Origin of the sequence: Pseudomonas sp. TWP3-2 (genome assembly GCF_049897765.1) — a bacterium.
Classification (GTDB): domain Bacteria; phylum Pseudomonadota; class Gammaproteobacteria; order Pseudomonadales; family Pseudomonadaceae; genus Aquipseudomonas.
In genome coordinates this window covers 180,814-206,789 of record NZ_JAFCWW010000007.1, presented here as the reverse complement: position 1 = coordinate 206,789, position 25,976 = coordinate 180,814, and the positions used below count along the sequence as shown (strand labels likewise).

The window sequence follows — 25,976 nt, the reverse complement described above, 5'->3', positions numbered from 1 at the left end:
CGGCAGACTTGCACCCAAGTCGCCAACCGCCTGATGCAGCGCTACGCCCGACCGGTGACCACAAACCGGACGGCGCGGCCGTTACCGAGGAATCGCCCATGAGCAGCCTGTCCGTTTATCACATCTCCAGTCCTGAAGTGCCGAACAAGGTGCTGACCCATCTCGAAGACATCGCCTCGACGCTCGCCGAGCAGGGCGTGCGCTTTGACCGCTGGCAAGCCGCGGCGAAGATTCAGCCTGGCGCCAGTCAGGAAGAAGTGATCAGCGCTTACAAAGAACAGATCGATAAACTGATGACCGAACGCGGTTACATCACCGTCGATGTCATCAGCCTGAACAGCGATCACCCGCAAAAAGCCGAACTGCGCGCCAAGTTCCTCGAAGAACACCAGCACGGCGAAGACGAAGTACGATTTTTCGTCGCCGGGCGTGGCCTGTTTACCTTGCACATCGACGATTACGTGTACGCCGTGCTCTGCGAGAAGAACGATCTGATCTCGGTTCCGGCCGGCACGAAGCACTGGTTCGACATGGGCGAGCATCCGCACTTCGTGGCGATCCGTCTGTTTAACAACCCGGATGGCTGGGTTGCCAAATTCACCGGCGAAGATATCGCCGGCCGTTTCCCGCGTCTGGAGGACTGAGTAGATGTCGATCAAAGTCATTCTCACCGATATCGAAGGCACCACCAGCGCAGTAAGTTTTGTGTTCGATGTGCTGTTTCCGTATGCGGCCAAACACCTGCCGGACTTTGTGCGCCACAACGCCGAGCGTGCCGGTGTCGCCGAGCAATTGGACGCCGTGCGCCGTGACAGCAATGAGCCGCAGGCCGACGTTGAACGTGTCGTTGAAATCTTGCTGAGCTGGATCGCCGAAGATCGCAAAGCCACGCCGCTCAAGGCATTGCAAGGCATGGTCTGGGAGCAGGGTTATCAGGCCGGGCAGTTGCAGGGGCATGTTTACCCGGACGCTGTTGAAGCGTTAAAGCGCTGGCATCAGGCCGGTTATCAACTGTTTGTGTATTCGTCCGGCTCGATCCAGGCGCAGAAGCTGATTTTCGGCTGCTCGGAAGCGGGCGATCTGACGCCGCTGTTCAGCGGTTACTTCGACACCACATCCGGGCCGAAGCGCGAGGCGCAGTCTTACAGCAACATCCAGCGAGCGATTGGCGTTGAAGCGCAGGAGATTCTGTTTCTGTCGGATATCGTCGAAGAGCTGGATGCCGCTCAGTCAGCGGGTATGCAGACCTGCGGTCTGGCCCGTGAAGGCGGGGAGTTGGCAGGGCATGTGACGGTCGATAGCTTCACCGGGATCGAACCGGAAGCTTTCTAGTCCCACAGGGTTTAGCACTGCGCACAAAAAACAGGCCGTGAAGCGAAAACTTCACGGCCTGTTTGTTTACAGCGAATTGATTACAGCGAGTGATAAGTCGGCAGGGCAAAACGCTGCTGGCTTTGCAGCATGGCAATTTGCGGCAGCTCGCTGGCTTGTTCAGCCAAGTCACGACGAATCGCGCTGATCGCCCAAGACAGTTGGTCGCCGGCATGCAACTGCTGATAAGTCAGGGCACGTTTAAACGTCTTGCCGTCGGCGCTGCGCAGGGTCAACAGAATCCCGCCATCAGGACGTGGCGCAGTGGTGACGTCGAAGTTGGAGAACAGCGAGGTAAATTTTTCTTGAATCAGGCTCATGTTTTTCAGCTCCGTATGCACTTGAATGGCAAGCATGCATAGAGAGTTGCAGTGATTGTGCCAGCACCGATATTTTTAAAAACCTATATAAATCAACAAGTTAAAAATCAGTTAATTTCTAAAGCTCGTGCAATCTGCATGAATGGCCATCGTGCATCCTGCATTTTGCGTGATCGACCCCCAATTAACGGAACCAAACCGCACCCTCGCGATCTCCCACTCGCTAAAGCGCCTGGCGGATACAAAACATTGCAAAAACCGCATGTACAGCCCGAGAAGCGCTGACGTACTTTCAGCCTCAACCTTCGCTCGCAAGTGCCGGTTGCCTCACTCGATTGCCCGACAATAAAAATCCGATCTGCACGCCAAGGTCGAACGGGAGCTGCCATGCGTCACGCGCCAAACGACACGATTACCTGGGGCATGATGCTCCGCAAACTGCCGACCATCGCCCGAGCCATCCCGCGGCTGGTCAAAGGCATGAAGGCGGCCAACGTCAAGGATCCGACCCAAACCTGTGGCTTGGGTTTCACCTTCGAGCAAGCGACCCTGCGCAATCCCGACGGCCCTGCGTTGTTGGCCGGTGATGTGCTGCTGAGTTACGCACAGGTCAACCAGTGGGCCAATCGCATCGCGCATTACCTGATCGGGCAGGGCGTCAGCAAAGGTGATGTGGTGGCGGTGTTCATCGAGAACCGTCCGGAATTACTGGTGGCGATTCTGGCGCTGGCCAAGGTTGGTGCGGTCAGCGCGCTGCTGAACACCTCGCAGATCCGCGATACGTTGATTCACAGCGTGAACCTGGTAGCTCCGGTGGCCATCGTGGTCGGCGAAGAATTGCTGCCGACCTTCGCGGCGGTGCGCGAGCAAGTATCGATCGCCCCCGCGCGCACCTGGTTCGTTGCCGATCAGGACACCTTCAGCCATCCAGGCACCGCGCCTGAGGGCTACGTCAATCTGATCAGCGCCAGTGCCGATGCATGCAGTGACAACCCGGCCAGCAGCCGGCAGATTTTTTTCGACGATCCTTGTTTCTACATCTACACCTCCGGCACCACAGGGCTGCCCAAGGCCGGCGTGTTCAAGCACGGCCGCTGGATGCGCAGCTCGGCAAGCTTCGGCATGATCGCCCTGAACATGCGCCCGGACGATGTCGTCTACTGCACTTTGCCGCTGTATCACGCCACTGGCTTGTGCGTTTGCTGGGGTTCGGCGATCAGCGGCGCCTCGGGCTTCGCAATCCGCCGCAAGTTCAGCGCCAGCCAGTTCTGGAGCGATGTGCGGCGTTACCGGGCGACCACCATCGGCTACGTCGGCGAATTGTGTCGCTATCTGGTCGATCAACCGGCCAGCGCCGATGACAATCGCCACGACGTGCGCAAGATGATCGGCAACGGCTTGCGTCCCGGTGCCTGGGCCGAGTTCAAGACGCGGTTTGCCGTTGAACACATTTGCGAGTTGTATGCGGCCAGCGACGGCAACATCGGCTTCACCAACATCCTCAATTTCGACAACACCATCGGCTTCTCCTTGATGGCGTGGGAATTGGTGGCCTACGACCATGAAACCGGTGAGCCGACGCGCGGCGGCAATGGCTTCATGCGCAAGGTCGGCAAGGGCGAGCAGGGCTTGTTGCTGGCGCGGATCGACGACAAGGCGCCGCTCGACGGCTACACCGACCCGCAGAAAACCGCCAAAGTCGTTTTGCACGACGTGTTTAGCCGTGGCGACCGTTTCTTCAACACCGGCGATCTGCTGCGCAACATTGGTTTCGGCCATGCGCAGTTTGTCGATCGTCTCGGCGACACTTACCGCTGGAAGGGTGAAAACGTCTCGACCACTGAAGTCGAAAACCTGCTGCTGCAACATCCGAATATCTGCGAAGCCGTGGCCTATGGCGTGGAAATCCACAACACCAACGGCCGCGCTGGTATGGCCGCGATCACACCGACCGAATCCCTGGCGACGCTGGATTTCGCCGAATTGCTGGCGTTCGCCCGGCAACGTATGCCGGCCTATGCGGTGCCGCTATTTCTGCGGGTGAAGGTGAAAATGGAAACCACCGGCACCTTCAAATACCAGAAAACCCGCCTGAAAAACCAAGGCTTCGACCCGGCGCTGGTCAGCGACGATCCGGTTTATGCGTGGTTGCCGGGGAGCGAAACGTACGTGCAGGTCACCGATCAGGTCATGGCAGAAATCCGCGCGGGCAAATACCGTTATTGAAATTGGCTATGCGCGCGCATGAAAAAAAGTGGGTGACAGCTTCTGTCGCGCTCGGGAAACTGTCTGCTTTCCGATTGACCGAAAGTGGAGTGACCCATGTCCGAGCAAAGCCGCCAGATGACCCCTGAAGAAGCTGCTGAATTCACCGAGCAGGTATTCGACAAGGCGCGCGCCGGTGACGCAGAGATGCTTGATCGCCTGATCACCGCCGGTCTGCCGGTGAATCTGAGCAACAGCAAGGGCGACACTTTGTTGATGCTCGCCGCTTATTACGGGCATCTGGACGCGGTGCAAGTGCTGCTTAAACACCACGCTGACCCGGAACAACGCAATGGCAGCGGCCAAAGCCCGATTGCCGGTGCGGCGTTCAAAGGAGACCTGCCGGTGGTCAAGGCGCTGGTGGAAGGTGGTGCGCAAATCGAAGGTTCTTCGTTCGACGGCCGTACCGCGCTGATGATGGCGGCGATGTTCAACCGCGTTGAAATCGTCGACTACCTGATCAGCCAAGGCGCCGACCCAAAAGCCAAGGATGCCAATGGCATTACCGCGCTCGACGCGGCCAAGACCATGGGCGCGGTCGATACTACGGCGCAGTTGCAAAAGCTGCTGGGCTGACGCCTTCGGGCTGGAACCGACTGTGGCGAAGTCGAGAATGCGCTATCCTTCGCGCCCGCAAAATCTCCCTTCGTCACAGGATCCGCCCACATGAAAGCCGCACTCGTCGAACTCATCAGCAAAATCAGCTCCGGCTGCATGGGCGAGGACGAGATACTGAAGGTCGCCGACGAAGCAGCGCAGGCCTATGCCGATGCCGACGCTTTCCTGACCGCCAACCCCGACATCAATTACGACGATGACTTCCCGATTCCATTGGGCGAGTGGGTGGTGGTCGGCAGTCTGCCGGAGACCGTGCTGTTCCAGGCCGACACTTACGTTGATCTGTTCGCGCAGATCGTCGCGTCGTTCGGCCCGGGCGTCGAGTTCAACATCAAACCTAAACAACTGGCCAAGACCGAAGCGCTGACCGCACTCAATCGTATCCAGGTGCAGATGAGCAGCCTGAACAAGGAAAACGGCGGTTACACACTGATCAACTTCAGCCAGTTGCTCGACGACGAGCTGCAAATGGTGTTGGTGCACGGCAACGACGTGCCACGCGTGCTGGAACTGTGCGCCGAAGTCGGCATCGCCGCCGCGCCGTCGCTGGAAGCCTTGAAGATCGCAATTCACGTCTGAACGCAATAAAAGGGAACCCTCGTCAGGCCCGTCTATCCTAAAGGTGCTTGCCACTCACAACGGAGCGACACCATGGGTTCCACGTTCAATGGCCTGATCGGCCTGATTATTCTCGCCCTCGACATCTGGGCCATCATCAACGTGCTGAAAAGCGGCGCCTCGACGGGTATGAAAATCGTCTGGGTGTTGCTGATCATCCTGCTGCCGGTGTTGGGCCTGATCATCTGGGCAATTGCCGGGCCACGCGGGAATGTGCGGATCTGACGCCTTTCCCGGGCTCAATGCAAACAATGTGGGAGCTGGCAGGCCAGCTCCCACATTGGAAAGCATTAGCCCGATGAACTGAGGTTCGACCTGTCATGTTCGGCAACGTAGAATGCGCGCCTTTCCCGGGCAATTGTCCCCACGATCGGCGCCCGCGCATTCATCGGAGCACTTCACCATGACCGACATCAAGACCAGCGAATACCTGGAAACCCTCTACGAAGGCTACGGCCAGCGTTTTCGCATGGAAAAACTGCTGCACGAAGTGCGCACCGAGCACCAGCACCTGGTGATCTTCCAGAACCCGCGCATGGGCCGGGTGATGGCGCTGGACGGTGTGATCCAGACCACTGAAGCCGACGAATTCATCTACCACGAAATGCTCACTCACGTGCCAATCCTCGCCCACGGCGCGGCCAAACGCGTGCTGATCATCGGCGGCGGTGACGGCGGCATGCTGCGCGAAGTGACCAAGCACGGCGGTGTCGAGCACATCACCATGGTCGAGATCGACGGCACCGTAGTTGATATGTGCAAAGAGTTCCTGCCGAACCACTCCAAAGGCGCCTACGACGATCCACGTTTGAACCTGGTAATCGATGACGGCATGCGCTTCGTTGCGACCACCACCGAAAAATTCGACGTGATCATTTCCGACTCCACCGACCCGATCGGCCCGGGCGAAGTGCTGTTCTCGGAAAACTTCTATCAGGCCTGCCACCGTTGCCTGAACGAGGGCGGCATTCTCGTGACCCAAAATGGCACGCCGTTCATGCAGATCGAAGAAGTCAAAACCACCGCTGGCCGCCTGCGCAGCCTGTTCCCGGACTGGCACTTCTATCAGGCTGCCGTGCCGACCTACATCGGCGGCTCGATGACTTTCGCCTGGGGTTCGACCAACCCGGCCTACCGCAAGCTGAGCCGCGAAACCCTGCAACAGCGCTTCATCGGCAGCGGCATCGTCACCCGTTACTACAACCCGGAAATCCACATCGGCGCCTTCGCCTTGCCACAGTACGTACTGCAAGCAGTCAACAAACCAAGCAACGACTAGACAAATCCCGGGATTCCTGTGGCGAGGGAGCTTGCTCCCGCTTGAGTGCGCAGCACTCACAAAATCTGCGATGGACGTCAGATTTTGGGGGCCGCTTCGCAGCCCGGCGGGAGCAAGCTCCCTCGCCACAAAAGCCTGGCCTCAACTTGGATGATGTTTTTTTCATCACCGCTTGCTGTAAACCTTTTGAACGATCATTCCTGACAAAAGTCGAGATAGAGGTAAGCCCATTTGCGGGTTTGATCTAGGAGGCTCCGATGTCCAAGTGGAAAGTCACTTTCGTGGATGATCATGGTGAAGTAGTCGACGAGGTCTTCGAGTGCGAAGAGTGCCCGGATCACGAGCACGCCGCCAAACTCATCAAGGAACGGTTCCTGCCTGTCGCCGCCGAACTGGATCTGAACGATCTGGAAGGCCGCACCACCGATGCCGGCGTCAAAAGTCTCAAGACCCAGAACAGCATTGAAATCCGCAGCATTACTCCCGTCTGAAATCTTTTTGTCACTTCAATCACCAGGCCTTGGCAGCGGCTCTATCTTGGGGCTACTCTGCAGGCGAGATCAGCGATGAATCGCTAAGGTCTGGTCTTCTCAGCTACATGCTTGTGTCCCGTTGGCAATCTGTTGCCGTCGTACTTTGGCCGTCAGGCCGCTGCAGGGAATACGGAAAGTCTATCCATCAAATGTGAGGGGGACGATTCATGAGCACAGCCTATCAAGAAGACATCAGCAGCAGCGTGCTGCGCCGAATGAAGGAAGGCGGTTTCGATTTCTCCAGGTTTCATCCGATCGAGTTCTACGCACTGTTTCCGGACGAGGAGAGCGCGCGTACAGCCGCCGATCAGTTTTGCGGTGAATCCATCAATGCACAGATCAGCGCGCGTGATGACGGCGCATGGTGTCTGGAGTTGAGCAAAGTGATGTACGCCACCTATGGCGGCATTGGCGATTTCGAGCAGTACCTTGGCGCCGTCGTTGAACCGCTTGGCGGTATCATCGAAGGCTGGGGCGTAAAGCAGGAGGTGCGAAATCGGCATCGTCTGCATTGATCCCGCAACATCGACACTGAATAACGGCTGACCTTTGGGTCGGCCGTTTTTGTTTTCGGCGGCAGGAAATCTCTCGCGGAAAAACGCTGAAACAACAGTCGCCGGGCAGTGAAATCAACTCTGACTATGCTGGTGACAGGCGATTGCACTGCGTCGCAATGAAGCGGGGGCTGACGAGTTGGGGCATTTGTCGCACAGGAATGGTGCGGCGGTTGCAGCGTGAATATCCAACCGATTGAAATCAAAGCGTTTCTGCCGATGGCACGGGCCTTGCGAAGGCTCGTAGGTCCGGGTGACAAGGAGTACGGCATGATCCGCACCTATTTTGATGAGATGTACGATGCCGGCGGCGTGGTTCGCCCGCATTATCGGGAGTTCGCCCGTTGGCTGGCCGAGACCCCTGACGAACTGTTGGCCCAGCGGCGACGCGAGGCTGATCTGTTGTTCCATCGCGCCGGAATTACCTTCACGCTGTACGGCGATGATCAGGGCACCGAGCGCCTGATTCCGTTCGATACGATTCCGCGCAGCATCCCCGCCAGCGAGTGGCGGATCGTCGAGCGCGGCTGTATTCAGCGCGTCAAGGCGCTGAACATGTTCCTCGCCGACCTGTATCACGAGCAGCGCATCATCAAGGCCGGCATCATCCCGGCCGAACAGGTGCTGGCCAACGAGCAATATCAGTTGGCGATGCAAGGGCTGGATCTGCACCGCGATATCTACTCGCACATTTCCGGCGTCGATCTGGTGCGCGACGGCGACGGCACGTATTACGTGCTTGAAGACAATCTGCGCACCCCGAGCGGCGTGAGCTACATGCTCGAAGACCGCAAGATGATGATGCGTCTGTTCCCCGAACTGTTCGCCGCGCAACGCATCGCGCCCATCGATCACTACCCGAACCTGCTGCTCGACACTTTGAAAAGCTCCAGCCCGATCGATAACCCGAGCGTGGTGGTGCTGACCCCTGGACGCTTCAACAGCGCGTTTTTCGAGCACGCCTTCCTCGCTCGGGAAATGGGCGTCGAACTGGTCGAAGGCGCGGATCTGTTCGTGCGCGACGACAAGGTTTTCATGCGCACCACCGACGGCCCGAAAGCCGTGGACGTGATCTATCGCCGGCTCGACGACGCATTCCTCGATCCGCTGGCGTTCAATCCGGATTCGATGCTGGGTGTGCCGGGGCTGCTGTCGTCTTATCGCTCGGGCAACGTGGTGCTGGCCAACGCGATTGGCACCGGTGTCGCGGACGACAAGTCGGTGTATCCGTTTGTCACCGACATGATTCGTTTCTATCTCGACGAAGAACCGATCCTGAAAAACGTGCCGACCTGGCAATGCCGCAACCCGTCTGAGCTTTCCCATGTGCTGGCCAATCTCCCGGATCTGGTCGTCAAGGAAACCCAGGGTTCCGGTGGTTACGGGATGTTGGTCGGGCCGGCCTCGACCAAGGCGGAAATCGACGCCTTTCGTGAGCGGATCAAGGCCAAGCCTCACGCGTACATCGCGCAACCGACGCTGTCGCTGTCGACCTGTCCGACCTTTGTCGAAAACGGTATTGCGCCACGCCATATCGACTTGCGTCCGTTTGTATTGTCCGGTCGCGAAACCCGTGTGGTGCCCGGCGGTTTGACCCGCGTCGCATTGCGCGAAGGCTCTCTGGTGGTGAATTCCTCCCAGGGTGGCGGAACCAAGGACACCTGGGTGGTCGAGGATTGAAGGAAGCCTGTCATGTTAAGTAGAACTGCCTCGGATCTGTATTGGATGTCGCGTTACCTGGAGCGGGCGGAAAATCTCGCGCGGATGCTCGACATCAGTTATTCACTGTCGCTGATGCCGCAGGACGGCCGTGGCGACGGCCTGCACGAACTCGCCATGCCGCTGCTGATCACCGGCACGCTGGAGGATTATCTGGAGCGCCACGGCGAGTTGCACGCCGAACGCCTGCTGCATTTCTTCGCGCTGGATGCGGCCAACCCGGCCAGCATTTACAGCTGCCTCGGCTCGGCGCGGGCCAGTGCGCATGCGGTGCGCGGCCGTATAACTGCCGACATGTGGGAGAACATCAACGCCACCTGGCTGGAGATTCGCGGGATCGCCGAACAGGGCCTCAGCCGTTATGGCATGAGCCGCTTCTGTGAATGGATCAAGGAGCGCTCGCACCTGTTTCGTGGCGCGTCCTACGGCACGATCATGCGCAACGATGCATTTCGCTTCATTCGTCTGGGGACGTTTATCGAGCGCGCGGACAACACGCTGCGCCTGCTCGACGCGCGTTATGAAATGGCTGGCGATCAGGCCGAAGCGGTCAGCGATGGCACCGCGCACGCCTACTACCAATGGAGCGCGTTGTTGCGCGCCTTGTCGTCATTCGAGGCTTATACCGAGATCTACCGCGACGCACCCGGCGCCCGGCACGTCGCCGAACTGCTGCTGTTGCGCGCTGACGTACCGCGTTCGCTGCGCGCCTGCACCGAAGAAATCGATCAGATCCTCGCGCAACTGCCGGGCGCCAATGGCCGCCCCGCACAACGGCTGGCGGCCGAAATGGACGCACGCCTGCGCTACACCGGCATCAACGAAATCCTCGAAGAAGGCCTGCACGCCTGGCTCACCGAATTCATCCCGCTGGTGCGCCAGTTGGGCAACGCCATTCACAGTTCCTACCTGGAGGCTGCATGAGACTTTCCATAAGCCACGAGACCACCTATCACTATGAAGATAAGGTGCGGGCGAGCATCCAGTACCTGCGACTGACACCCCACGACAGCGAGCGCCAGCACGTGCTGAGCTGGCAACTCGACCTGCCGCGCCCGGTGCGCGCGCAGCTCGATCCGTTCGGCAACATCCTGCATGTACTGACCATGGACGAGCCGCACGAAGCGATCATCATTGGTGCTCGTGGCCAGGTCGATATCGATGAGTTGCGCGAAGCCGAGCATGAGAGCCAGTCGGCGCTGCCGTTTTTGCGTTTCACTCGGCTGACCGAAGCTGACGAAGCCCTGCGCGGATTTGCGCAAAAATCCTGCAAACAACGCCGCGACCGTACTGCGCTGATCGACTTGATGCATGGTTTGAACCAGCACATGACTTACACGCCGGGCTCAACCGAAGTCGATACCAGCGCCTCGGAAGCATTCGCCGGGCGTGCCGGGGTTTGTCAGGATCACACCCACGCGTTTCTTGCCTGCGCGCGCAGCCTCGGGATTCCGTCGCGCTATGTGTCGGGCTATCTGTACAGCGAAGATTGCGAGCACCTGGCCAGCCACGCTTGGGCCGAGGCCTGGCTGGATGACGCGTGGTACAGCTTTGACGTGACCAACCAACTGGCACGGCCGGAGCGGCACCTGAAACTGGCGGTGGGTCTGGATTATCTCGACGCCTGCCCGGTACGCGGCATGCGTCGAGGCGGCGGGTGTGAGCAGATGCATGCGAAGGTGTTCGTGTCGCCGACGCCGGTGATCTCGGTGCAACAACAATAGATCCGGGATACCGCATCGCTGGCAAGCCAGCTCCCACAGGATTACCGCTGATTCAAAATCGGCGCATACCCTGTGGGAGCTGGCTTGCCAGCGATGAGGCCGGTAATCACACCCTAAGGCTTATGGCTTGGCTTTGCGCCCGGCCATGTGCTGCAAATATCCCACCAGTAACTGCAAATCTCCGTCAGGCAACACCTGCGCGGAAAACCCCGGCATCTTTGCCTGTGGCCACTGACGCAAACTCTGCGGATCGCGAATGTAGCGCTTGAGAAAATCCGCCCCGAAATATTCGGTCGGGTTGTACGGAATGTTCAGATCCGGCCCAAATTGCGCATCCCCTGCGCCATTCAAGCGATGGCAGGCCAGACAATTTTTCTGGAACAACGCAAAGCCCTGATTCACCGGGTCATCAGCCTTCAACGCGGGATCCGGCAGCAGGGCAGGGAAGCGCTCGGCCACCGGCGCCATGCGCTTGATGCTCGCCACTTCGAACGGCCACTGCTCCGGGCTGATATTGCCGGCCTGCGGATCGGTCCACACCAGATAGAACGGTCCGGCGCTGTGCTTGCCTTCCGACAGCGGCGGCCACGGATCGGCCGGATCTTCGATCGCCAGCCAGGCTCGCGCACCTTGCGTATTGAGCAACGGTGCGGCGGTTATCTCCGCAGCAAAACCGTCCAGTGCGACAGCTTGCAGATGATCTTGCGGTTTGATTCCGGTCAGCAGGCTGGCCAAAGGCACGGCGCGATAAGTCATGTCCTTCTTGTAGGACACGTCATTTTTGATGGTGAGGGTTTGTACCTGAGGATGCTTGAGCAACTCCTCGGTCTGCCAGGTGCGGTTGGTTGCGCCCAGCTCCAGATTCAGCTGTGCGGCAGACAAGGGCATGCTCAGCAGCATGGTCCCAAACACAATGAGCGCTTTCAAATGATCGTCGTCGATGTCGTGGAAGTGCACGAAGGTTGGCACAGCCACGCTGGCCCGGGTAGCGGACCAGGCACATTTTCGGTGGCGATAAAATACCTGCCGCTGGAATCAGCCGATGACCTTGGTCAGATTCGGCAAAATCAACAACAGCGTCGTGGCGAAAAGAATGAGGCCTGCTTGACGAACTTTCGGTTGCTTGAACATGGCTTGACCGCCTTTTTTGTTATTTCCTGATACTTGCCTGCATATCCGTGACGGCAAGTGCTGCACTTCCTGTTTAGTGCGCCTGCCTCGGCAAAACCCGACGACAACGGCGCACATCTTCACCTTAGAGCCCACGTCACACTTGGCTTAGATCCATTTCGTATGGATCTCAAGCACAAAGCGATTAAAAACACATGAGGCCCATTGCCAGCTTCTTTGTCGCCCTTTTGCTAGACCGCTCGCTGACCTGAACCGGTTCACCAAACGGCGGATGACCGTCCGTCTGAGCGTGCGCGTCAACGTCATTGAGCGCTGTGGTCATTGAATCCGCGACGTGCAAAGCCAAGAGTGGCAGCAAGTATTTCACTCACCGCACAGGTTCGAGGCCGTCATGACCCAAGCTTTGATATTCGACGCGTTACGCACTCCCCGTGGCAGAGGCAAGGCCGATGGCGCCCTGCACAGCGTCAAACCGGTCGATCTGGTGGCCGGGTTGCTGACGGCGTTGCAGGCGCGCACGGCGCTGGACACCAGCCAGGTCGATGACGTGGTGCTCGGTTGCGTTACGCCGATTGGCGATCAAGGCTCGGACATCGCCAAAACCGCTGTGCAAGTGGCCGATTGGGACGTCAGCGTTGCTGGAGTGCAGATCAATCGTTTCTGCGCTTCGGGGCTTGAGGCGGTGAACCTTGGCGCGATGAAAGTGCGCTCCGGGTTTGAGGACCTGGTGGTGGTCGGCGGCGTCGAATCGATGTCGCGCGTACCGATGGGCAGCGACGGTGGGGCGTGGGCTCTGGATCCGGCGACCAACCTGCACGGGCATTTCACCCCGCAGGGCGTGGGCGCCGACCTGATCGCCACCATTGAAGGCTTCAGTCGGCAGGACGTCGATGCCTACGCGCTGTACTCGCAACAGAAAGCTGCGCGCGCCCGCGCGGACGGCTCGTTCAACAAGTCGCTGGTGCCGGTGCAGGATCAGAACGGCATCATCCTGCTCGATCACGATGAGTTCATCCGCGCTGAATCGACCCTCGAAGGCTTGGGCAAGCTCAAACCGAGTTTCGAAATGATCGGCCAGATGGGCTTCGATGCCACCGCATTGCGGGTTTATAGCCATATCGAGCGGATCAACCACGTGCACACACCGGGTAACAGTTCCGGGATCGTCGACGGCGCGGCGCTGATGCTGATCGGCTCTGAAACCAAGGGCCGCGCGCTCGGTTTGCAGCCACGGGCGCGGATCGTCGCCACGGCGGTGACCAGTACCGATCCGACCATCATGCTCACCGGCCCGGCGCCGGCCACGCGCAAGGCGCTGGCGAAAGCCGGGTTACGCGTTGAGGACATCGACCTGTTCGAGGTCAACGAGGCGTTCGCTTCGGTGGTGTTGAAATTCATCAAGGACATGGCGGTCGACCCGGACAAGGTCAACGTCAATGGCGGCTCGATTGCCATGGGCCACCCGCTGGGCGCCACCGGTTGCGCGATCCTCGGCACCTTGCTCGATGAACTGGAAGCGCGGCGCTTGCGCTACGGCCTGGCGACGCTGTGTGTCGGCGGCGGCATGGGCATTGCCACCATCATCGAACGCCTCTGAGCCCTTAAGGAAAACTGTCATGACCCAAGCCATTCGTTACGAAAAAGGCCAGGACGGCATCGTGGTGCTGACCATCGACATGCCGGGCCAGAGCGCCAACACCATGAACGCGGTGTACCGCGAGGCCATGGCCGAATGCGTTGCTCGCCTGGTGGCGGAGAAGGATGCGATTGCCGGTGTGATCATCACCTCGGCCAAGAAAACTTTCTTCGCCGGCGGCGACCTCAATGAGTTGATCAAAGTCGGCAAGCCTGAAGCCAAAGCCTTCTATGACATGGTGCTGACCCTTAAGGCCCAGTTGCGCAGTCTGGAAACCCTCGGTAAACCGGTGGTTGCGGCAATCAACGGTGCGGCGCTCGGTGGCGGCTTGGAAATCTGTCTGGCCTGCCACTATCGGATCGCACTGGACAACGCCTCGGTGCAACTCGGCTTGCCGGAGGTCACCCTCGGCTTGCTGCCGGGCGGCGGCGGGGTGGTGCGGATGGTGCGCATGCTCGGCATCGAAAAATCTCTGCCTTATCTGCTCGAAGGTAAGAAAGTACGCCCGCAGCAGGCGTTGCAGGCCGGTCTGATCGATGAACTGGCGGCGGATCGTGATGAGCTGCTGGCCAAGTCGCGGGCATGGATTCTGGCCAATCCTGCGGCGGTACAACGCTGGGATGTGAAGGGTTACCAGATTCCCGGCGGTACTCCTTCGAATCCGAAAGTCGCGCAGATGCTGGCAATCGCGCCGTCGATCCTGCGCGCGAAAACCCAGGGCACGTTGCCGGCGCCGGAGAAAATTCTCTGCGCGGCAGTGGAGGGCGCGCAGGTGGATTTCGATACCGCGCATCTGATCGAAACCCGTTACTTCACCGAGTTGACCACCGGGCAGATTTCGAAAAACCTGATCGGCACCTTCTGGTTTCAACTGAACGAGATCAACGCTGGCGGCTCGCGTCCGCAAGGTATTGCGCCTTACGTGACGCAGCGCGTGGGCGTGCTCGGCGCCGGGATGATGGGCGCGGGGATTGCCTTCGTCAGCGCTTCGGCCGGCATTGATGTAGTGCTCAAAGACGTCAATATTGCTGCTGCAGAGAAGGGCAAGGCGCATTCGGCGGCGTTGCTCGACAAAAAAGTCGCTCGCGGCCAGTTGAATGCCGAACAACGTGAAGCGGTGCTGGCGCGGATTCAGGTCACTGAAAGCGATGCCGATCTGGCGGGCTGCGATCTGATCATTGAAGCGGTGTTTGAAGATCGTCAACTCAAGGCCAAGGTCTCGGCGGCCGCGCAACAGGTTGTCGGTGCCGACGCTGTAATCGCTTCCAATACCTCGACCTTGCCGATCACCGGTCTGGCGGCTGCCGTACCGGATCAGAGCAAATTCATCGGTCTGCACTTCTTCAGTCCGGTGGAAAAAATGCCGCTGGTGGAAATCATCAAGGGCGCGCAAACCAGCGACGAAACCCTGGCGCGTGGCTTCGATTTCGTCCTGCAGATCAAGAAGACGCCGATTGTGGTCAACGACAGTCGCGGCTTCTTTACCTCGAGGGTGTTCGGCACCTTTACCAACGAAGGCATCGCCATGCTCGGCGAAGGCGTCAGCGCGCCGATGATCGAGACCGAAGCGCGCAAGGCCGGCATGCCGGTCGGGCCTCTGGCAATCTCCGACGAAGTTTCCCTCAGCCTGATGAGCCATATCCGTCAGCAAACGGCCAAAGACCTGCAAGCAGAAGGGAAACCTCTGATTGAGCACCCGGCCTTCGCCGTGATTGACTTGCTGCTCAACGAATACAAGCGGCCGGGCAAAGCCGCAGGAGGCGGCTTCTATGAGTACCCGGCCGGTGGCCAGAAGCATTTGTGGTCCGAGCTGAAAGCCCGTTTCGAAAAGGCTGACGGGCAGATTTCACCGAAGGACGTGCGTGATCGACTGCTGTTCGTGCAAGCCATCGAAACCGTGCGCTGTGTGGAGGAGGGCGTGTTGACCTCGACCGCGGATGCCAACGTCGGCTCGATCTTCGGCATCGGTTTCGCCGCATGGACTGGCGGTGCGTTGCAGTTCATCAATCAGTACGGGGTGAAGGATTTCGTCGCGCGCGCGCAGTATCTGGCCGAGCAGTACGGTGAACGCTTCGCCCCGCCGGCGCTGTTGCTGGAAAAAGCCGCCACAGGCGAACTGTTCTGACGGGATGAACTGTGCAGTTCGGGGCTTGCCTTGCCGGGTGGTTTCAAGGCAGGCTCTGGGGTGTGCATTATTGCCATCACGTGTCAGGAATTTTTTATGTCGCTACGCATCTGCATTCTGGAAACCGACATCCTGCGTCCGGAACTGATCGATCAATATCAGGGCTACGGGCAGATGTTCCAGCGCCTGTTCTCGCAGCAACCGATTGCCGCCGAGTTCACCGTGTACAACGTGATGCAGGGCGAGTATCCGAGCGATGATCTGACCTTCGATGCGTATCTGGTCACCGGCAGCAAGGCCGATTCGTTCGGCACTGATCCATGGATTCAAACGCTCAAGGAATACTTGCTGACCCGCTATGAGCGTGGCGACAAGCTGCTCGGCGTGTGCTTCGGCCACCAATTGCTGGCGCTGCTGCTGGGTGGCAAAAGCGAGCGCGCGACCAAGGGTTGGGGCGTTGGTATCCACAACTACAAACTGGCAGCCAAGGCGCCGTGGATGAGTCCGGTGCAGGAAGAGCTGACGCTGTTGATCAGTCATCAGGATCAGGTGACGGCGTTACCGGAGAACGCCACGGTGATTGCTTCCAGCGATTTCTGCCCGTTTGCGGCGTACCACATCAACGATCAGGTGTTGTGCTTCCAGGGCCATCCGGAATTTATTCACGACTACTCACGGGCGCTGCTGGATCTGCGTCAGGAAGCGTTGGGTGAACAGGTTTATTCGAAGGGCGTGGCCAGCCTTGAGCATCAGCATCATGGCGCCACGGTGGCGGAGTGGATGATGCGTTTTGTAGCGCACAAGCCCGAGAGTGTTTAACGCTCAGAGCATCGCTAGCAGCTAGCTCCCACAGTGGATCTGCGTTTTACACAGGCGCCTGTGCGAGCCAGCCTGCTGGCGATTCTTACAACCACCCCGACTTTTTGAAACTCGCCCACAAACTCACGCATCCCACCGTAATAAACCCCAATACACCGAAGTATCCGTAATGCCAGCTCAGCTCCGGCATGTTCTGGAAATTCATCCCGTAGATCCCGGCCACCGCCGTCGGAAATGCCAGAATCGCCGCCCACGCCGCAAACTTGCGCTGCACCACGCTTTGCCGTGAAGCCTCGAGCAGTACGCCGATTTCGATGGTCTGGCTGGCAATGTCGGCCAGCGTGGTCAGGTCTTCCATCTGCCGTGTGACGTGGATCTGCACATCGCGGAAGTAGGGGCGCATGTTCTTGTCGATAAACGGGAAGCTGAGTTTTTGCAGCTCCTCACCGATCTCGACCATCGGCGCTGCATAGCGTCTGAGGCGCAACACATCCCGACGCAAGCCGTGGAGTTTTTGAATGTCGTATTCATTCAGGGCGCTGCACAGCACGTTGCGCTCCAGCTCATCGATCTCGGCATGGATCGCTTCGCCGACCGGTTGATAGTTCTCGATGACAAAATCCAGCAGCGCGTAGAGTACGAAATCTTCCCCATGCTCCAGCAACAGCGGCCGCGCCTCACAGCGTTGGCGGACCAGCGCGTAGGACGCCGAGTGGCCGTTACGCGCAGTAATGATGTAGCCCTTGCCGGCGAAAATATGGGTTTCGATGAACTGCAACACACCGTTCTCGCGCACCGGCGAATAGGTGACGATAAACAAAGCGTCGCCAAAAGTTTCGAGCTTCGGCCGACTGTGTTTCTCCAAAGCATCTTCGATTGCCAGTTCGTGCAGATTGAACTGGCGTTGCAGATTGGCCAGTTCCTGAGCGTCCGGCTCTTCCAGACCGATCCACACAAAGTGCCCGGTTTTCGCAGCCCAGGCTGCGCCCTCATCGAGGGAAATATTGGTGACTTTCTTACCGGCGCTGTAAACCGCAGCAGCAACAACTCGACCCATGGTGGTGGTTCACTTCTTATTGGCAGATGGCAGGGGAACACGGCTTCAGCTTAGCCGTGTCGATGCTTGAGAGTCAGTGAAATCTGCGCAGTTCACCCGGCAAAAGAAAACCCGCACAAAGCGGGTTTGGTTTTTTCATGCAGCTTGCAACTGCCGGTCCATCGCGGCGATGCATTCACGCATCTGCTCGCGGCACTTTTCGATGAGCATGGGCATATCGTCCATGGTCAATCCCGCTGTGGGAATTGCCGGCAGCGAGCGTATGAGAATTTCCCCGCTGCGCCAGCGGTTCAGGCGCATGTGCTTGACGTAGCTGCTGACGCAGACAGGAACGATCGGCACGCCGGCAGCAATCGCCATCTGAAACGCGCCTTTCTTGAACGGCAGCAGATCTTCACCCAAATTGCGCGTGCCTTCCGGGAACACCCAGATCGAGGTGTCTTCGTGCTGCAAGGTGTGGGTAGTGGTGAGCATCGACTGGCGCGCCTTCTGCGCGTTGCCACGATCGATCAACACATTGCCGGCCAGCCAGAACAACTGCCCGAACAACGGCACCCACTTCAGGCTTTTCTTGCCGATGCACACGGTCCGGCGCGGCACCACGTTGCCGAACACGAACAGATCGTAGTTGGACTGGTGGTTGGCGATGATCACGCAGCTGTCAGGCTTGTTCATCAGCGGCGCGACATCCGTCTTCACCCGCAGACGCAAAATGTACATGGCGGGCAGTGCGTAGAGACGGGCGCACAAACGGCTGTTGTCCGGATTGAATGGTCGGCAAATTCCGAGGAGCACCCCGAGCACACCCGCCAGAATAAAGTGCAGGCCCATCAACAACATACGAAACACAAACAGCATTCTCAGGCCCCACCGGCGCAAAAGGTGGCGCAGTGTACGGATGTGCACTGTTTTCGGCAATTGCTGCTATAGAGTCTGGAGATAGGCGATGTTTAAGCGCATGTTTCCGACTTGAGCGTCAGACGCGTCGTAGAGCTGTTGCGGAGTTTTAAACCGGGCGCGTAAGAAAAAGCCCGACACGACGTTCGGGCTTTTCTTGATCGGCTTTTACTTGGCTCAGCCGAGGTGTTCCTGATCCTGGATGATCGCGTTGTCCAGCGCTTCCAGAAGGGCTTTGCGCACCTTGAGCTTGGTGTTTTTGTGCGCGGTCATGTTGATCTTCTTCAACTGACGCGCTGCGGCCAAAGCGGCGCCTTGCAGCTCCTCGGCAGACACCACCTTGTCGAGAAAACCGGCATCCACTGCGCTCTGCGGATCAAACATCTCGCCATTGATTACCGAGCGGTGGAACGCCGAGCGGCGCAGACGATCACGCGCCAGCTCGATGCCAGCGTGGTGCATCGTCATACCGATCTGCACTTCGTTCAGACCAATGCTGAACGGGCCATCGACACCGATGCGGTAGTCGGCTGACAACAAAATGAACGCACCCTTGGCCACAGCGTGCCCAGGGCAAGCGACGATCACCGGAAACGGGTGCGACAGCAAGCGACGGGCGAGCGTAGAGCCGGCAGTCACCAGCGCAACAGCTTCTTTAGGGCCAGTGGTCATCACCTTCAGGTCATAGCCGCCGGACAGAATTCCCGGCTGACCGGTAATGATCACGATGGCACGATCAGTCACCGCCTGATCCAGCGCCGCGTTGAACGCTGCAATCACGTCCGGCGAAATGGCATTGACCTTGCCGTTGCTCAAGGTCAGGGTCGCGATACCGTCTTCGAGATGGTAGGCAATCAGGTCGCTCATGACGCTATTCCTTATAAGAAAGATGAGCAGACGTTACCCACCACCGCAGGTCAGGTAAAGCGCCGTGACTGACCCGCCAGTCACCGTTTCGCGCTTCGCGCCGCACCGCTGAGGTATCGCCTTCTATATAGAAGCGTTGCGCCCACCGAAGAATGGCCGGTTTGCCATGGGCCGAATCTCGGCAAAACAGCTAAATCTCTTAAGCGCATGAAAATTCTGAAAAAAAGTTTGCCATCGCAAAAGCTTTCGACTACATTAGCGCGCCTCGACAGACGCAATGCGAATGACGAGAAACGGTGAAGTGTCCGAGTGGCTTAAGGAGCACGCCTGGAAAGTGTGTATACAGGAAACTGTATCGAGAGTTCGAATCTCTCCTTCACCGCCATATTCTGTAAACACAAACCCCTGATTTTCCTAGAGAAAGTCGGGGGTTTGTGGTTTTTTGCGTCCCGAAAATGGCCATATGGGACTGAGATGGGACTGGTGCACTGTTTTGGTGCGAAAAGTGGTGTGCAGCGAACGCGCCTTTGGTGATGATTCGATTCCTGTGAACTACGATCTACAGAACCCTCGCTCAAGGACGAACCCATGCCAAATAATTCTGACTCCAACGTCGCTACCGCTGATGCTTTGACATTGCTCCTGCACAACCAGCATGCGTTGGCCGCGGCTATAGAAGAGGTCACGAAATGGCTTTCTGAGCACGGTGGGGATACTGCCGCCGATAACGCAGTCGGAGCCATGGAGACCATAGACAGAAATGCTAAAGCGATCACAGCTGCGATTATGCGGCTACGTGAATCTTAAGGATTCGGCATGGGGGGCTGCGATCGGCGAGAAGCAGCTGGTGGTTGGTAGGCTGACACGGTTATCTGAAGTGTGTCTGAAAATCTTGAAATGGACAAATCAGTTCAGATATCCATTCCGGCCTCCCGATGCAAGAGCTCTGATCATCTCCAGTGAATACACGTTGTCCATACCAGCGCTCCATAAAAGTGGCGACAGTCGCTCATCATCAGTGAAAATCAGATGGGTCGAGGCCAGCTCTATGAGCTTGGAATCGGTTAAGCCGTATTCTGAAAAGTACCGATGACTCAAATCATCATCAAGGTCTGAATTTATCTCCTTGAATGTACCGAACAATGCTCTAGCGATTTCAAAAGCTTTTTCCTGAGCGTAGCTATGTAGATCTAATAAATTGGATACTTCTGCAGCAATATACTTTGTAGTGTGTCCTTCGCCAAATATTTTTATGGCTTTCAGAAGTAAGTGATAGTCATCTACAGAAAATTTTTTTAGCCGTTTAGAGCTGGAAATAAACTTTCCATCCTCAATGCTTCCTATAATTAATAGCAGCATAAGGTTTGTATCTATTATGATGTCTCTTTTACAGTTCGGTATCGATTTTTTTCTGGGTTTTGGCATTGTTATTGGCCTTTGTACCGCTTAAATCCTTTGAGCGCGCCGTCTCTTGCAGATACTAAAAATGTCTTAAATTCCTTCCGCTTACCTAAAACCGAAGCTAGTTCAAAAAGGGGCGTCTTGGCACGAGCTCCAAGCGCGGAGTGAGGCGAGCGCTCAATGTCGTAGCTAAAGGTAACTTCATACCTCTGGTTATCATCTGAAATTACAATCTCCTCAAGAGTTAGATTGCTTGCTCCGGTCACAAAATTGTCGAACTCATTACGAGCAACCGCTTCCGCTTCTTTGAAATCAATCATGATGTCTCCTTATTAAAGACTTTTCTATGTCGTCGAAATGTCGACTTGGTTTTCGAAGCACTATAGTCCCAAGACTTGATAATCGCTATCTCTGGTTAGGCGCTTAGAGTCGTGGAGCAGCCCTTTCACAGCGGCTGCCGCACACATTACGGAGTCAACATCAGCGTGTCCATTGTCCGCTGTTGGTCGATGGCGCTCTTCGGACACCGATACATTGAATTCCAGCCTATGTTCAATCGGCCCCCACACCTAAGCCAGGCGCGGGCGCCTTTTTGTGGGGGCACGGAAACCACGACCGCCGGGACTGGTCTGCCATCCTTCGACGGCCTGGTCGACGCTCACTTGGCTGTGTACTTGGGCCAGCCTAATAGCGTCGGGGTGCTTTGCCGAAAGCGTGGGCCTCAGCGAATTTCGTGTGGAACTGTAGCCGGGGCCAGCTTCAACGCCAGTTGCAACATGCCCACCACATCCGGTCCGTCCTCGTTAATCCATGTCCCGTAATGCTGACGGATCATGTTGCCGTTGGTGTGGCCCATCTGCTCGGCGATCCAGTCGATCGAGGCCACACCGGTGGTCAGCAACTGACTGGCGTAGGTGTGCCGGCACTGGCCAGGTCCGCGATAACGAACGCCAGCTGCGAGTAGATGAGCCTTGAAGAACCGGTCCCGCACCACGAAGTCGTTGGCGTGCGGCAGGCCGCTTTTGGTATTCAGGAAAACGAAGTGCAGTTTGTGCTGGCGGACCGTCTTGTTGTCCCGCTCCACAATCTCAACGGTTTCCGCTTTCCTGTTCCGGTTCAACGCATCGATTTTGCGCAGTGCCTCCCACGCCGGTGCCAGCAGGCGGACCCGAACAGATCGCCACCGACCTCAAGCACGCCCGTCATAACTTGCGTCACGTCGATCTGCGCGCCGTGCTGGCTGAGGTCAGCGAGCAGACCGGTCTGCGATTTCGTGTTCCGGATCGGCCTTACGCCAGTGTGAAGACGCCGTATTTCTACAACCTCGCCGCCGGCTACCAAGCCATGGATAGTCTGGCCCGTGTATTCAGCATTCCCGACTTCACCTGGCACCAGCTGGGCAACGGCGAAGTGTTCGCCGGCAGTTGGGCCGACAGCTTCTTTGGCGTCCGGGCGCCGCTGCAAATCCCCACGGAGCTGTTCGACGGCTACCAGGGCAACCAGAGCGCGATGGTCGCGGCCCTTCCCGGGTTGCGACCAGGCGCAACGATCAACACCGGCGAGCGCATCACCTGCGTGGCGCTCGCCAATGACCAGATGGCCATCCGATGGAAGACGCAATTCGCCGCGCAGTAGAGCGCCAATTCCCCGAACTCACCGGTGGCTATCATCTACCGCGCTTCGCCCAAGTCACCGCCGTGGCCGATGCGCCGACGGACGGCGGAATCTGTGACGACTTCCGTCCGCGCTATGCCGTGGACATTGTTGTACTCGGCCCGGACGACGAGCCGGATCCTGCCATGCCGCCACTGACTGGCGTTCCGTTGCCGCTGCCTACCGGTGGCGAGGAAATGGGTATCTATGCCTTTCCGGAGGAGGGTACGCGGGTGGTGGTGTGCTTCGCCTACGGGATGCCGAACAAGCCCTACATTCAATCGATCTTGCCGCACGGGCTGAGCATGCCGAAGGTGCCTAAAGGTGATCAGGTGTGGCAGCACAGCGATGCTGCCCAGCAGCGCGTGGACGCCGACGGAAACTGGCTGCGTCAGACCGATGGCAAGATCCGCGATCAGGCGATCGAGCGAGAGGTTGAAGCCCTGGACAACCGGGAGCAGTTCCAGAGCCACACGCAGACGATTGATGATCACTCGACCGAGACGGTGGGTGGTGTAAAAAAGATCGAGGCGCTGGGCGCGTTGAAGTTGCTATCCGGTGGGTCCGCAAGCGTTGCGGCGGTGGATGATCTGCACCAGGCGACTGGGCGGGACTTGAATGTGGTGGTGGGGCAAAAGCACAACGCCACGGTGGGCGGCAATATGCAGGAGCGGATTGAGGGGTTGCGAAAGAGTGTGGCGGTTGTAAGTCAGCAGCTAGTTGCCCCTAAAACTTGGCTGGGATCCGAGCAGGTGAATATATTGCAGATTTTATGTGATCTAATTACCTTGGTACAGCAGATGAATATTCAACTGGCAAGCCATACACATGGTGCTACACCGGTGCCAGAGAATGCCGCTGTATTCGAGGATGGGGCTAAGTTAGCCTTGTTGATGAGTGAAAGTATGGAGCTGATCACCCTGTAAATTGAGTGCTCACATGAATTGAAAAGGCCCGCTATAAGCGGGCCTTGAAAGTTAGTCCCTTAAATAGCAGAAGGACTGCGGTGCGGCGCCGCTGGGAACATATTCTTTCAGGTTTTGCGGCGTTTCATATCGTCGCACTGCACCAACCTTAATAGCGTGTGCAAGTTCTCTACCATTAAAATACTCGTTGAAGAATTTTTTAGTGATTCCGGAAAACTTGCTTGTAAGGCTCCAAATTTCTTTGGGATTGTCAGAGAGAACTTCATCAAAGTCGAACTCGCCAATAACTTTTCCTACTGGCATCGTTGCGTAAATAACGACGGTTTTTACTTCGGAGTTTCTAAATATAGATTTCCGAAATTCAAAACGCTTTTCTCCCTGTAGTATCTTTTCCGCATACTCAGGCTTAATTGATAACAATACCTTCATCTATTTGGCCTGCTCGTATGATGGAATCAAACTGATTCTGTGTTAGCGGCATGAAGCCCCAGTAATCATTAGGATTGAGCCCGTATTGCTCAATCATTTCTCCGCGGGTCACACGACGCTTGAGTGCCGCATTATACGTAAACCGGAACACATGAGGGAAGTTTTTTCTTGCCCAGAACTGGCTAAGCTCTGCATCACTGAAAACACTGTATGGCTGGCAATATGCCATAAATTCGTCTCGTGAGACGAAAGAGTGGATGGAGCGGTATTCCTCCACGACACCTACTGAAGTGGCTACGGATCGGTAATGGGCTGGGGCCGCGTCGTCAGTCGTACGGTAGATAAGAAGGATATCCCCAGGCTTCAGAGCTTCTAAACCTCGCATTGCCGCTAAATATACTTTGTGGATACTATTTGTGTGGGATATGTCCTCGATGATTCGAGCGTTTTCGTTTTTTAAAATAGAATCAGGTAAAAGGCGCGTATGCCAAACTGGTTTTAGGGATAATAAATACCGATTTGTACCTACATTATTTATATGTGGGTACGAGCTGAGCAGGTTTCCTTGCAGTTGGTTTAATTTCTTCACGAGGACAAGCTCAGTGCCGTTTTTGGAATGTTTTTCCGCAGCTTGCAAAAAACCATATTTCTGAAATAAGCCGACTAAAACATCATGATGAGGGAAGACGGTCACGTAAATTTCTTCCACACCATTGTGCATGGCATGATCAAATATTTTTTTGAGAAAGCGCTCGCCGAGTTTTGTTCCTCGGGCATTAATCTTCATCGTGCCGACTTTTATACGTTTTTTTGCGGGAAGCGCAGGGACCACGTCTGCTACGACGCCTTCTTCTGTTTTAAGATAGAGAAACCCGTTGATGCTACCTGCGGTGTCTTCAAATACGTATGCAGAGTCTTCTGATTTGCGTGCAAACCAATCTGAAAACTCTTCATAGTCATTAATTAACGACGTAAAAAAAGCATCTTTTAGATTGATGTTCTTAAATTGTTTTTGGTTAAGTTCCATTAGTAATTATTCCTATTTGTTAGCTTTAAAATACTATTTGTGCAGTCTATGAAAGTTTCAGTGGAGGGGCTGTTTAATAAGAAGAATGGTATTCCTATGGTCAATGATGCTTTTAAAGCAGCCATCCGTTCCGCATGCATAAATTCTTTCAGGTTGCCCGCAGAGTGGTTTTGGTCGCGATCGGCAAGTCGCTGAGCGACCACTTGGACGTCAGATTCAATTAGAATAATCGCTGAAAGCCCAAGACTCTCAAAGGTTTCTAGTGAAACATCTTCGAGACCTTTAGATGTTTTTAATACGAAGTGTCCATCAAGGATGAGAGTCGCCTCGTCCTCCAGAATCCGCTTAACTCCAGCTGCAAGCGCCTGTTGATTACCACTGATATCTGCTACGAGCTTGTCGGTTCCCCAAGACTGGGAGCTTCGTTCTTCTCGTATGATTTGGCTCGCGCTCGAATGCCTCAAATCTGTCGCAGCTGTCAGCGCTTGGCATAGGAACGTTTTCCCTACGCCATGGATGCCCGCTATAAATATGACCATTGCTAACCTCCCTATTAGTGCTGGCAGTACGCCAGTCATTCAGGGAGCTGTCAATTAGTCGATGGTCACCTGTAGCTACAAAACACCGATCGCCAAACAAAATCTTACAGAAAAGCACTTATCCCCCTCCCGCCGGCGGGGTTCACGACAGTTTTTTTTGCAAATCCTCATGTCGTGTAAAGGATCCTGTAAGCCAGCCTAGCTGTGGGGTGTCACAAGCACTTAGCCATTTCATCTTTTGCAAAGTTATGCAACGAAACGCAACGTCGCTGCACGGGCGCAGTTGGAGAGGGTGTCTAAGAAATAGAGCTGAAGTGCCCGTTTTCATTGAGCGAAAACAAGAAAAACAATGGTTTTGAGGGATTTTAAGAAATGCGCACAGTCATTTCTGGAGAGTTTTTAGCTCACTGGCGCTTGGGGCTACGGCCTAAATTCCGTGTCTGCGAAGATAGCGAGAAATCTTTGCGG

General features: G+C 56.7%; 28 protein-coding genes, 1 tRNA gene and 2 pseudogenes. 20 read left to right on the top strand and 11 right to left on the bottom strand.

What is annotated here, in order from left to right:
* Positions 1-98 precede the first annotated feature (98 nt).
* Both ACP7EE_RS13335 and mtnC read left to right on the top strand, forming a co-directional pair.
* The gene (locus ACP7EE_RS13335; RefSeq protein ID WP_426234864.1) at positions 99-644 is read left to right on the top strand and encodes a 1,2-dihydroxy-3-keto-5-methylthiopentene dioxygenase; all 546 of its coding nucleotides are present in this window, start codon (positions 99-101) and stop codon (positions 642-644) included.
* Positions 645-648: 4 nt separating this feature from the next.
* Positions 649-1,332: an acireductone synthase gene (gene mtnC, locus ACP7EE_RS13330; protein WP_426234863.1), complete on the top strand. Its 684-nt coding sequence runs from the start codon at positions 649-651 to the stop codon at positions 1,330-1,332.
* Positions 1,333-1,412: 80 nt separating this feature from the next.
* Here the strand turns inward: mtnC and ACP7EE_RS13325 are convergent, their stop codons facing one another.
* Positions 1,413-1,691, bottom strand: a complete 279-nt coding sequence (locus ACP7EE_RS13325) for a DUF3509 domain-containing protein (RefSeq protein WP_420650429.1) — start codon at positions 1,689-1,691, stop codon at positions 1,413-1,415.
* A gap of 387 nt (positions 1,692-2,078) precedes the next feature.
* Between ACP7EE_RS13325 and ACP7EE_RS13320 the strand changes: the two genes are divergently transcribed.
* The 10 genes from ACP7EE_RS13320 (at position 2,079) to ACP7EE_RS13275 (ending at position 11,001) form a co-directional block, all read left to right on the top strand.
* Positions 2,079-3,917 carry a long-chain-acyl-CoA synthetase gene (locus ACP7EE_RS13320; protein ID WP_426234862.1) on the top strand — a complete coding sequence of 613 codons (1,839 nt, stop codon included), beginning with the start codon at positions 2,079-2,081 and terminating at the stop codon, positions 3,915-3,917.
* Positions 3,918-4,013: 96 nt separating this feature from the next.
* Complete coding sequence (locus tag ACP7EE_RS13315) at positions 4,014-4,532, top strand: ankyrin repeat domain-containing protein (RefSeq protein WP_426206369.1); 519 nt, start codon at positions 4,014-4,016, stop codon at positions 4,530-4,532.
* Between the two features lie 90 nt (positions 4,533-4,622).
* Positions 4,623-5,153 (top strand): hypothetical protein, encoded by a 531-nt coding sequence (locus ACP7EE_RS13310; protein WP_426234861.1) that lies wholly within the window; start codon positions 4,623-4,625, stop codon positions 5,151-5,153.
* 72 nt (positions 5,154-5,225) lie between these two features.
* Positions 5,226-5,417, top strand: coding sequence for a PLDc N-terminal domain-containing protein (locus ACP7EE_RS13305; RefSeq protein ID WP_016773784.1), 192 nt, complete (start codon positions 5,226-5,228; stop codon positions 5,415-5,417).
* Between the two features lie 178 nt (positions 5,418-5,595).
* On the top strand, positions 5,596-6,471 hold the full coding sequence (gene speE, locus ACP7EE_RS13300) for a polyamine aminopropyltransferase (RefSeq protein ID WP_426234860.1): 876 nt from the start codon (positions 5,596-5,598) through the stop codon (positions 6,469-6,471).
* Positions 6,472-6,728: 257 nt separating this feature from the next.
* The gene (locus ACP7EE_RS13295; RefSeq protein ID WP_420650434.1) at positions 6,729-6,962 is read left to right on the top strand and encodes a hypothetical protein; all 234 of its coding nucleotides are present in this window, start codon (positions 6,729-6,731) and stop codon (positions 6,960-6,962) included.
* A gap of 209 nt (positions 6,963-7,171) precedes the next feature.
* Positions 7,172-7,519, top strand: a complete 348-nt coding sequence (locus ACP7EE_RS13290; RefSeq protein ID WP_420650435.1) for a ribonuclease E inhibitor RraB — start codon at positions 7,172-7,174, stop codon at positions 7,517-7,519.
* A gap of 309 nt (positions 7,520-7,828) precedes the next feature.
* A complete protein-coding gene (locus ACP7EE_RS13285; protein ID WP_426234859.1) occupies positions 7,829-9,238 on the top strand; it encodes a circularly permuted type 2 ATP-grasp protein in 1,410 nt (469 codons plus the stop codon).
* A gap of 12 nt (positions 9,239-9,250) precedes the next feature.
* Positions 9,251-10,201 (top strand): alpha-E domain-containing protein, encoded by a 951-nt coding sequence (locus ACP7EE_RS13280; RefSeq protein WP_426234858.1) that lies wholly within the window; start codon positions 9,251-9,253, stop codon positions 10,199-10,201.
* Entirely contained in the window at positions 10,198-11,001 is an 804-nt protein-coding gene (locus ACP7EE_RS13275; RefSeq protein ID WP_426234857.1) for a transglutaminase family protein, read from the top strand. Before ACP7EE_RS13280 ends, ACP7EE_RS13275 begins: the two co-directional genes overlap by 4 nt.
* Before the next feature lie 120 nt (positions 11,002-11,121).
* Here ACP7EE_RS13275 and ACP7EE_RS13270 read toward each other — a convergent pair whose 3' ends face one another.
* On the bottom strand, positions 11,122-11,943 hold the full coding sequence (locus ACP7EE_RS13270) for a c-type cytochrome (RefSeq protein ID WP_426234908.1): 822 nt from the start codon (positions 11,941-11,943) through the stop codon (positions 11,122-11,124).
* On the opposite strand from ACP7EE_RS13270, the gene ACP7EE_RS13265 reads away from it, so the two are divergent.
* From ACP7EE_RS13265 to ACP7EE_RS13250, 4 genes are all read left to right on the top strand, one after another.
* Positions 11,929-12,162 carry a hypothetical protein gene (locus tag ACP7EE_RS13265; protein WP_426234912.1) on the top strand — a complete coding sequence of 78 codons (234 nt, stop codon included), beginning with the start codon at positions 11,929-11,931 and terminating at the stop codon, positions 12,160-12,162. The two genes, ACP7EE_RS13270 and ACP7EE_RS13265, sit on opposite strands and share 15 nt — an antisense overlap.
* A 361-nt stretch (positions 12,163-12,523) precedes the next feature.
* Positions 12,524-13,729 (top strand): acetyl-CoA C-acetyltransferase, encoded by a 1,206-nt coding sequence (locus tag ACP7EE_RS13260; RefSeq protein ID WP_426234856.1) that lies wholly within the window; start codon positions 12,524-12,526, stop codon positions 13,727-13,729.
* A gap of 19 nt (positions 13,730-13,748) precedes the next feature.
* The gene (locus ACP7EE_RS13255) at positions 13,749-15,893 is read left to right on the top strand and encodes a 3-hydroxyacyl-CoA dehydrogenase NAD-binding domain-containing protein (protein ID WP_426234855.1); all 2,145 of its coding nucleotides are present in this window, start codon (positions 13,749-13,751) and stop codon (positions 15,891-15,893) included.
* Positions 15,894-15,989: 96 nt separating this feature from the next.
* Complete coding sequence (locus tag ACP7EE_RS13250; RefSeq protein WP_426206362.1) at positions 15,990-16,712, top strand: amidotransferase; 723 nt, start codon at positions 15,990-15,992, stop codon at positions 16,710-16,712.
* A gap of 85 nt (positions 16,713-16,797) precedes the next feature.
* Here the strand turns inward: ACP7EE_RS13250 and ACP7EE_RS13245 are convergent, their stop codons facing one another.
* The 3 genes from ACP7EE_RS13245 to ACP7EE_RS13235 all read right to left on the bottom strand — a co-directional run bounded on the left by ACP7EE_RS13245 (position 16,798) and on the right by ACP7EE_RS13235 (position 19,533).
* Entirely contained in the window at positions 16,798-17,769 is a 972-nt protein-coding gene (locus ACP7EE_RS13245; RefSeq protein ID WP_420650441.1) for a magnesium and cobalt transport protein CorA, read from the bottom strand.
* A 135-nt stretch (positions 17,770-17,904) separates the two neighbouring features.
* Positions 17,905-18,627: a 1-acylglycerol-3-phosphate O-acyltransferase gene (locus ACP7EE_RS13240; protein WP_426234854.1), complete on the bottom strand. Its 723-nt coding sequence runs from the start codon at positions 18,625-18,627 to the stop codon at positions 17,905-17,907.
* A 216-nt stretch (positions 18,628-18,843) separates the two neighbouring features.
* Positions 18,844-19,533, bottom strand: coding sequence for a crotonase/enoyl-CoA hydratase family protein (locus ACP7EE_RS13235; protein WP_420650443.1), 690 nt, complete (start codon positions 19,531-19,533; stop codon positions 18,844-18,846).
* Positions 19,534-19,828: 295 nt separating this feature from the next.
* Between ACP7EE_RS13235 and ACP7EE_RS13230 the strand changes: the two genes are divergently transcribed.
* Together ACP7EE_RS13230 and ACP7EE_RS13225 are read left to right on the top strand one after the other, a co-directional pair.
* Positions 19,829-19,918 (top strand) — tRNA-Ser (locus ACP7EE_RS13230).
* Between the two features lie 203 nt (positions 19,919-20,121).
* The gene (locus ACP7EE_RS13225; protein WP_426234853.1) at positions 20,122-20,340 is read left to right on the top strand and encodes a hypothetical protein; all 219 of its coding nucleotides are present in this window, start codon (positions 20,122-20,124) and stop codon (positions 20,338-20,340) included.
* A gap of 99 nt (positions 20,341-20,439) precedes the next feature.
* On the opposite strand, the gene ACP7EE_RS13220 is transcribed toward ACP7EE_RS13225, so the two are convergent.
* The 3 genes and pseudogenes from ACP7EE_RS13220 to ACP7EE_RS13210 form a co-directional block, all read right to left on the bottom strand.
* Positions 20,440-20,892: a hypothetical protein gene (locus ACP7EE_RS13220; protein WP_426234852.1), complete on the bottom strand. Its 453-nt coding sequence runs from the start codon at positions 20,890-20,892 to the stop codon at positions 20,440-20,442.
* Positions 20,893-20,960: 68 nt separating this feature from the next.
* Positions 20,961-21,254, bottom strand: coding sequence for a hypothetical protein (locus tag ACP7EE_RS13215; protein WP_426234851.1), 294 nt, complete (start codon positions 21,252-21,254; stop codon positions 20,961-20,963).
* A gap of 401 nt (positions 21,255-21,655) precedes the next feature.
* A pseudogene (locus ACP7EE_RS13210) lies at positions 21,656-22,105 on the bottom strand (site-specific integrase); the annotation flags it as partial.
* Between the two features lie 35 nt (positions 22,106-22,140).
* Here ACP7EE_RS13210 and ACP7EE_RS13205 point away from each other — a divergent pair.
* Together ACP7EE_RS13205 and ACP7EE_RS13200 are read left to right on the top strand one after the other, a co-directional pair.
* Positions 22,141-22,569: pseudogene (locus tag ACP7EE_RS13205) on the top strand (hypothetical protein); the annotation flags it as partial.
* Positions 22,542-23,513, top strand: a complete 972-nt coding sequence (locus tag ACP7EE_RS13200; protein ID WP_426234850.1) for a hypothetical protein — start codon at positions 22,542-22,544, stop codon at positions 23,511-23,513. The pseudogene ACP7EE_RS13205 and the gene ACP7EE_RS13200, both read left to right, overlap by 28 nt.
* 51 nt (positions 23,514-23,564) lie before the next feature.
* On the opposite strand, the gene ACP7EE_RS13195 is transcribed toward ACP7EE_RS13200, so the two are convergent.
* Genes ACP7EE_RS13195 through ACP7EE_RS13185 form a run of 3 tightly spaced genes read right to left on the bottom strand, consistent with a single transcriptional unit; the run spans position 23,565 to position 25,508 of the window.
* Entirely contained in the window at positions 23,565-23,942 is a 378-nt protein-coding gene (locus ACP7EE_RS13195) for an ASCH domain-containing protein (protein WP_426234849.1), read from the bottom strand.
* A complete protein-coding gene (locus ACP7EE_RS13190; RefSeq protein ID WP_426234848.1) occupies positions 23,920-24,969 on the bottom strand; it encodes a GNAT family N-acetyltransferase in 1,050 nt (349 codons plus the stop codon). The genes ACP7EE_RS13195 and ACP7EE_RS13190 overlap by 23 nt, the downstream gene beginning before the upstream one ends.
* A complete protein-coding gene (locus ACP7EE_RS13185) occupies positions 24,969-25,508 on the bottom strand; it encodes an ATP-binding protein (protein WP_426234847.1) in 540 nt (179 codons plus the stop codon). The genes ACP7EE_RS13190 and ACP7EE_RS13185 overlap by 1 nt, the downstream gene beginning before the upstream one ends.
* Positions 25,509-25,976 lie beyond the last annotated feature (468 nt).